At 72.0% G+C, this 7,427-nt stretch carries 8 protein-coding genes and 1 pseudogene; all 9 read left to right on the forward strand.

What is annotated here, in order from left to right; genetic code table 11:
* Window positions 1–27: 27 nt before the first annotated feature.
* Window positions 28–345: pseudogene (locus CCN56_RS38145) on the forward strand (MarR family transcriptional regulator); the annotation flags it as partial.
* Entirely contained in the window at window positions 342–860 is a 519-nt protein-coding gene (locus CCN56_RS38150; RefSeq protein WP_086832243.1) for a regulator, read from the forward strand. The pseudogene CCN56_RS38145 and the gene CCN56_RS38150, both read left to right, overlap by 4 nt.
* Window positions 857–2,092 (forward strand): MFS transporter, encoded by a 1,236-nt coding sequence (locus tag CCN56_RS38155; protein ID WP_086832244.1) that lies wholly within the window; start codon window positions 857–859, stop codon window positions 2,090–2,092. Before CCN56_RS38150 ends, CCN56_RS38155 begins: the two co-directional genes overlap by 4 nt.
* Before the next feature lie 35 nt (window positions 2,093–2,127).
* Window positions 2,128–2,430: a hypothetical protein gene (locus CCN56_RS38160; RefSeq protein WP_086832245.1), complete on the forward strand. Its 303-nt coding sequence runs from the start codon at window positions 2,128–2,130 to the stop codon at window positions 2,428–2,430.
* 42 nt (window positions 2,431–2,472) lie between these two features.
* The gene (locus CCN56_RS38165) at window positions 2,473–3,702 is read left to right on the forward strand and encodes an acetyl-CoA carboxylase biotin carboxylase subunit family protein (RefSeq protein ID WP_179200143.1); all 1,230 of its coding nucleotides are present in this window, start codon (window positions 2,473–2,475) and stop codon (window positions 3,700–3,702) included.
* Window positions 3,699–4,571 carry a DUF317 domain-containing protein gene (locus CCN56_RS38170; RefSeq protein WP_086832246.1) on the forward strand — a complete coding sequence of 291 codons (873 nt, stop codon included), beginning with the start codon at window positions 3,699–3,701 and terminating at the stop codon, window positions 4,569–4,571. The genes CCN56_RS38165 and CCN56_RS38170 overlap by 4 nt, the downstream gene beginning before the upstream one ends.
* A 30-nt stretch (window positions 4,572–4,601) precedes the next feature.
* Entirely contained in the window at window positions 4,602–5,090 is a 489-nt protein-coding gene (locus CCN56_RS38175) for a hypothetical protein (RefSeq protein ID WP_086832247.1), read from the forward strand.
* 55 nt (window positions 5,091–5,145) lie between these two features.
* On the forward strand, window positions 5,146–5,937 hold the full coding sequence (locus CCN56_RS38180; protein WP_086832250.1) for a DUF317 domain-containing protein: 792 nt from the start codon (window positions 5,146–5,148) through the stop codon (window positions 5,935–5,937).
* A 35-nt stretch (window positions 5,938–5,972) separates the two neighbouring features.
* Window positions 5,973–7,427 (forward strand): collagen binding domain-containing protein (locus CCN56_RS38185; RefSeq protein ID WP_086832248.1); only part of this gene is annotated, 1,455 nt, incomplete at its 3' end.

The raw sequence follows: 7,427 nt of genomic DNA on the forward strand, positions 1-7,427 counted from the left end.
GCCACCAGCTGGCGCAGCGGCGGGTAGACGTTGGTCCAGTCGCCGCTGCGCCAGCTGGTGGCCGACGGCCTGGTCGACACCGACGGGATCGGCCGGCCCTACCGTCTGTCCGCGGCGGGCGACGGCCTGGGGCCCGTTCTCGGAGCCCTGTCCGCGTGGTCCGCCGGTCAGCCCCTCAGCAAGGCCGGCCAGCACCCGGTCTGGGGGCATCCCCAGATCACGCCCGCGCCGAAGGGATGGGTCAGCAACCAGTCCCGGCCGACGTGGCGCAACCGCGACCTCTTCTCCCACGCCACGCCCGCCCGCCCGATGGCGGCCGTCCCGGCGGGAGGCCCGCGCCGATGACCACCCTGTTCACCTCCGCCGAACTGGACAAGGCCATCGTGCTGCTCGCCTCGCCGCCGCTGGTCCGGCTCATCACCGAGATCGACGACAACGGGGCGATACCGCCGCGACGGCTGGCCGGCATCCTCCACGACCTGTCCCCGCACCACCTGCGCTGTGCTGCCGAGACGGGCCGCGGCCACGGTCTGGTCCGGTCCGTACCCGGCATCGGCCTGGAACTCACCGAGACCGGTTCGGCCCTGGCCGACCTCTACGACGCGACCGCCCGATGGGCCCGCCGCCACAACTGTCCGGAGCCGGTCAGCGATTTCGGCAGCCGCGTCCGGCACACCTTCGATCTCCTGGCGGCCTCGCTCGCGACCGAGCAGGCCGACGGCTTCGCTTCCCCGAGCACCGGGTCCTTGTCCGGCCCCGGGCGCGAGAGTGACCTCGATGTTCTCCGCGCCCTGCTGATCCAGTGGCTGACCAGTAATCCGCAGGTCACCGCGCTGCCCGAGCCCGAGCCGGTCGCGTGAGCGCAGCGGTCATGCCCCGGCACGCGCGCCATACCGCCGGGCTGATGGGCGGCATCTACCTGCCGCGTACGGCGGACGCCCTGGCGTTCGCCATGTCCACCTACGGCATCCCGCTCCTGGTCCTGGCCACCACACGCTCCGCCACGCTGACCGGAGTTGCCTTCGCGCTGGAGTGGATCCCGAGACTGGCGGCGTTCGGGTGGGCCGGATCGGTCGTCGACCGGCGCGGCGCCTCCGTCGTCTTCCACCTCGCGTCCCTGGGGCGGGCGCTGGCCCTCACCACCGGCGCGGTCCTTCTCTACCTTCATCCGTCCGGCATCGTGGCGAGCGTGACCGTGATGGCGCTCGCGGCGGCCACTGGCGTGCTCACGGAGTTCAGTTACATCGCGGCCGAGACCGCGGGGGCTGCTGCCGGCCGCCGAGCCGGTGCACGCGCCCACCGGGTCCAGGCCGTTTTGCTCGGGATCGACCAGACCGCGACCCTGGCCGGCCCCGCGCTCGCCGGACTGCTCCTGCTCACCGGCCCGCCGCAGATGCTCGCGGTGATCACCGCGCTCTCGCTGCTCGCCGCGCTGCTCGCCCTGCGCACACCCCCTTCGCCCGTCGCCCCGGCCCGTGCGCCCAAGGGGCAGTCCGGCGCCGGCCTGCTCACCGGATGGCGCACCATCCGCTCCCTGCCCGCGCTTGGCTGGCTCGTGACCGGGCTGACCTTGTCCAACCTGGCCACGGGCCTCCTCCAAGCGGCCGGCCCCGTGATCGTCGTCCAGCACTTCGGGCAGTCGACCACCGCCGTCGGCCTGGTCTGGTCCGCCGCCGCCGGAGCGACGCTTCTGGCCGTCACCATCTGCCGGTTCGCGATCGACCGCCTGGGCTTGTGGCCGGTCGGCGCCGCCTGCGCAGCCCTCGCCTCGCTCGCCTGTCTCGCCGCCGCCCAGGCCCCCGACTACCGCTCCTACCTGATCCTCGTCGCCCTCCTCATGGCGGGCGAAGGCGGCATGACGGTGGTCCTGCGCACCCTGCGCTCCCGCCTCATCCCGCCGGAGAAGTTCGGCAGCACCCTGTCGGTGACCATCCTCATCCTCCTGCTGCCCTTCCCCGTCGCCGGCGTACTCACAGCGCTCACCCCGCCCGAGGCACTCGGCCACGTCATCACCGCCTGCGCCGCCCTGCAGGCACTCGGGCTGTTTTGCGCCTTCGCCCGCCTGCGCACCGATCCCGCCCTGCGCTCCTGACCGCGCCACGCTTTCCCCAGCCTGTGGAGACCCCCATGCCCGCTGTCGCTCTCGGCCCGAACCCTGCGCACGGTCGCACCATCACCGAACAGTTCCACGCCTTCGACGCACACAACCCGCACGTGTACCGCGCCCTGGAACGCCTGGCCGCGCGCCGCCTCGCCGCCGGCGCCACCCGCGTCGGCGTGAAGGACCTCTTCGAGGACCTGCGTCGCCAGCTCCCGCACGGCGTCGCCGGACTGAACAACAACTTCACCGCCCTCTACGCCCGCCGCCTGGTCGACGACCACCCCCGCTGGGCCAGCGCGTTCGAGCTGCGCCGCCGCCGCGCCGCCTGACCTACCCCGTCCCGCCCTCCACCGATACGGAGAACCGTCTTCTTGTCCGCTCGCCCCCGCCTCCTCGTCGTCTCGCCAGGCGATGAGATCTACCGCGGCTACTGCCTCAAGCAGGTGGCCGCCGCGTACGACGTCGTCCTGCTGACCGGTACCGAGCCGTCGTGGGAGAGGCCGTACATCGTCGACCACGCCGTCGCCGACCTCGACAACACCACCGACCTGCTCGCCGCCGGCCGTGCCCTCGCCGAGCGCCACGAACTCGCCGGCGTGGCCACCTGGACGGAGTGGCACCTCGTACCCACCGCCCGCCTCGCCCGCGCGCTCGAACTGCCGACGAACTCCGTCGAGGTGATGCGGGCCTGCCGCAACAAGGCCACCGCCCGCACCCTGTTCGCCCGCCACGGCGTTCCCTCGGCGGCCTCGATGAAGGCACGGTCCCTGGTGGAGGCGGGGCTGGCGACGATGACCATCGGCTACCCCGCCGTACTCAAGCCCGCCGCGTTCGCCGGAAGCATCGGCGTGATCCGCATCGACCGGCCCGAGCAGCTGCCCGACGCCTTCGACTTCGCCTCGGCCGGTGCCGGCCAGAGCCACGAGGACACCGCGGTCCTGGTCGAGGAGTACCTCGACGGCCCGGAGATCTCGGTCGAGTGCGTCACCCACCACGGCGAGACCACCGCCGTCGCCGTCACCCGCAAGAGCCTCGGCCCGGCCCCGTACTTCGAGGAGACCGGCCACACCGTCGACCCCGACGACCCGCTCCTCGTCCAGGTCGCGCCGGTCGCCGCCGCCGCGATCAAGGCCCTGGGCATCACCGACGGCGTCCAGCACGTCGAGATGCGCTTGGTCGACGGCCGCCCCCGCCTGATCGAGGTCAACGCACGCATCGGCGGCGACATGATCGGCCACCTCGTCCGCCTCGCCACCGGCATCGACCTGCCCAAGGCCGCAGCCGACCTCGCCTGCGGCCGTACCCCCGACCTCACCCCGACCCGGCACGAGACCGCCGGTATCCGCATGCTCTACCCGGCCGCCTCCGGCACCCTCACCCAGCGCCACATCAACCAGGAATTCGCCGCCCACACCCCCTGGCTCCGCCAGGTGCAGTGGACCCGCCAGCTCGGCGAACCGATCCTCCTGCCGCCCCACGGAGACCTGTTCACCGCCCGAGCCGGGTTCTACATCGTCAGCGGCCGCGACACCACCGAGGTCAACGAGCGCCTCGACACCGCCGCCCACGAGATCACCGTCACCACCCAGGCGGTCCGATGAGCCCCGCGCCCGACCCGCGCTCCGACATCGACGGCGACGTCTACGTCTCCCCGCGTCATCTCGCCGGCTCCCTCGCGATCGGCGACCCCGCACTCGCCCCGCTTCTCGCCCTCGGCTGGGACCTGGAGCACGACGACCTCGGCAACGTCTACGTCAATTCCCCAGACCGCAAGATCCGCCTCGGCTTCCTCCCCGAAGGCGAGGACGACGGCCTGTGGCGGATCAACGCCTACAAGGACCCGTTCGGCCCGCCCGCGTGGGGCGTGTGCTTCAACGACTCCACCCCGACCGAGTTCGTGACCGCCTTCACCACCGCCCTCGCCGAAGCATACGAACAGGGCCCCGACGCCTACCTCACACGCCCCGTGGCCGACAGCGCGGAGCACAACCCGTTCCACGCCGTCGCCGTGCTCGTCAACCGCGGCTGGCAGCTCGACCGCCCCGAGCCCGACACATTCGCGGTCAAGGCCCCCGACGGGCTCGCCGCACTCCACTTCACCACCGGTCACCTCGCCCCGGAGGGCGAGCTGGCCACGCGCGCGGCCCGCTGGGAGATCTGGGCAGGCACCTCCCTCGACCGGCCCCTCTGGTACGCCACCGCCAGCACCGACACCCCCGTCGCCCTGCTCAAGGCCGTCACCGAGTGCGTCTCTGACCCGACCCCGCTGCCGCGCTGGCGTCAGGACACCCACAGCTACGTCGAGGGCATGGCCCAGCTCACCCCCATCCTCCCGCCAAGCCTGCCGGCCCCGACCCCGCTCGACGTGAAGAGGGCCGTCTCATCCCGCCGCCCGGCCACGCTCCCCGCCGCCAGCGTCCCGCGCTGGAGCACCACCAGCCGCCCGGCCCTGCCCGGTCCGCGCCGCTGACACCAGCTCGACCTCGACCGGAGACGCATCGTGTCCCTGCATGCCCCCGAGTTCTTCGCCGAACTGTGCCTCCCCTTCCCCGACAGCACCGTCGTGGGCAACACGTACTACGCCACCCCCGTCGCCAGCGCACCGCTGCGGCTGCGGATCGACTTCAGCCGCACCATCCACGCCGACACGTACGGTGGCCTGCGCCTGGCAGTCGTCCACCCGGACCGAGGCGAGATCGACGCGGTGGCGCTCGACTTCGTGGACCACGGCACCTTTCACCGCCGCGACGAGGCTCGCAACACCTTGGTGAACAGCAAGTACTACGGCACGTTCGCCACGTACCGCCGGCCTGGAAAGCCGCCGTGGGAGGGCGCCGTCACCACCGGGCTGCGTGACGCCATCGAGCATTACGCCGCCGCCTGGTTCCCCGGTGTGTGGGACGAGTCCGCGCCGCCGCGCACCCGGGGCCGTACCGCTCACAGGACCCCCGCCCCGGCAGTCGCCCGCAGCGGTGGCCGTGCCCGGTGAGCCGACTCTCTCCATCCCCCTGCCGAGGGCGCTCGGCCTCTCCAGGAGCCACTTCGTGTCGTTCGACCCGTTCCAGAATCTCGACCCCGCCCAGAGTGTGAAGGTCCTTCCGCGCCACCTGGCAGGACCCGGCCCAGCCAGTCCCCGTACCGCCTGGCCCTTCCCCTTCGACAAGGACTGGTCACTGCACCAGCCCGAAGAGGGAACAGCCTTCGCCACCAGACCCTGCCTGCGGCTGTGGACGCGCCTCGCCCTCGAACCTGACAAGCCCTGCAAGGGAACGTGGACCATCGCCGCCAACCGTGTCCCGTTCGGCCCGGTGGCCTGGCAGATCACCCTCGACGCCACCACACCGGTCGAGCTGCTGCACGATCTCCACACCGAACTGCTCGACCTCTACCTGGAAGACCGGCACAGCGACCGCGACTGGCTGTACGAGGACGAGACCGCGCCGTACGAGGCGTACGCGCCGCTGTTCGCCCGCGGCTGGAGCCACAGCGTCAAGACGGACGGCACCCAGACCTTCCTGGCGCCGGACGGGCTCGGGGGCGTACTGCACCGCTACGCCACCACGGGATCTGACGGTCCGACCTGGCGGGCCTGGGGCGGATACCCGAGCGAACCTCACTGGCAGGCGCGCTTCTCATTCGGTACGCCCACCACGCTCGTCGCGGCTTTCACCGCCTCGCTGATCTCCACCGAGCCGGTCCACCGCACCGCCCAGGACGTCCCCTTCCACACCCGCCGTCACCTCTACGTTGCCGCACCAGCGCCAGCCAAGCAGACGACAGGCCCTCTGCCCGTCGCCCCGCCTCCCAAGGGCGTCGGCCTCGGCCGATCTCTCTGAACCCTCCCTCTCACTCGTACCAAGGAGCCTTTCTCGTGCATGCCCGTACCGTTCGCGGTGCCCTCCGAACCCTGGCCGTGGCCACCGCCGCCGGCGTGGCCGGCACCCTGGTCTGGACTCCCGCCCAGGCAGCCCCCGCTCCCATCTCCCTGGGCCCCGGTTACACGATTCCCGACTCCGAAGGCAACGCCGACGCCTCACACATCGGCGCCTACGGCCCGCCCGGCCCGGCCGTCCACGGAGATGCCGAGACCTACTGCGCCGACCCTGAGCGCAAGGGCCCGGCCGACGCCGGCGGCTACGGCGCCCCGAGGCCGGTGACCGCCTGGACGTCGTCGGTGACCGGCAAGACCGTACTGAAGGAGCGCCTGGCCCAGGCGGCGTACGTGATCAGGCGGTACGGGCAGACCCGCGACAACGCGCAGGCGGCAGCCGTCGATGCGGTCGTGTACGAGTACCTGGCCGGCGGCACGTACGCCCTCGACGGCACCCGCGGCAAGCAGCGCCTCGCCTACCCCGTCGTATCCCCCACCGCCCGCACCCTCGCCCAGGGCTACATCACCGAGGCCAAGCGGCTCGCCGGCCCCTACACCCTCACGATCACCCCCTCGGTGAAGACCACCACCGCCGGGACGAAGGTCACCATCGCCGTAAAGATCACCACGAGCGCGGGCGCCCCCGTGCCCAAGGTGACCGTCGCGCTGGCCGAGTCCGGCTCCGGCACCGCCACAGGGAAGGTCACCACGAGCGCGAGCGGCACCGCCCAGTGGGAGTTCACCGCGAAGACCGCGGGCACCGCCAGCGTCACCGCGAAGACCGACGGCCTGCCCGCCACCGACCTGCAGGTCCTCACTCCGAAGAACCCCGCCGCTCAGCGCATGCTCCTCGCCGGCGGTACCACGAGCGCGGAGGACTCTGCCACCGTCACCGTGGACGAGGCGACCGGCGGCGTCACCATCCGGAAGAAGGACCCCGAGGGCAGCCGCCTGGTCGGCGCCGCCTTCGAGCTCGTGGACAAGGACCGGAAGAAGGTCGCCGAGGGCAAGACCGACGCACAGGGCGTCCTCGCCTTCGACCAGCTCCGGGCCGGCACCTACCGCCTGCGCGAGACCTCTTCCGGCAGCCCTATCCACGACCTCGTGCCCGAGCAGACCATCACCATCACCGCCGGACGCACCGCACAGGCCAACCCGATCGACCTCACCGACCCGTTCAAGAAGGCCGATCTGTCGGTGAAGAAGATCGACAAGAACACCGGCCGGGCGCTCGCGGGCGCGGTCATCGCCATCCGGGCCGACGAGAAAGACAAGACCGGCAAGCACATCCCCGGCAAGGTCGTCACCACGCTGACCACCGGCACGAACGGCACCGCCGAGACCGACCTCGACGTCACCCTCAAGGCCGGCACCCGCTACTGGGCCGCCGAGACCAAGGCCCCCGACGGCTACCAGCTCGACACCACGCCCGTCGCGTTCACCGCGAAGCCCGGC

This window comes from Streptomyces sp. NRRL B-24572, from assembly GCF_002156145.1.
Taxonomy (GTDB): Bacteria; Actinomycetota; Actinomycetes; order Streptomycetales; family Streptomycetaceae; genus Streptomyces; species Streptomyces vietnamensis.

What these genes read in the sequence shown, in the direction of transcription:
- CCN56_RS38170 (WP_086832246.1), top strand. Translation starts at nt 3,699, where the DNA reads ATGAGCCCCGCGCCCGACCCGCGCTCCGACATCGACGGCGACGTCTAC.
- CCN56_RS38150 (WP_086832243.1), top strand. Translation starts at nt 342, where the DNA reads ATGACCACCCTGTTCACCTCCGCCGAACTGGACAAGGCCATCGTGCTG.
- CCN56_RS38160 (WP_086832245.1), top strand. Translation starts at nt 2,128, where the DNA reads ATGCCCGCTGTCGCTCTCGGCCCGAACCCTGCGCACGGTCGCACCATC.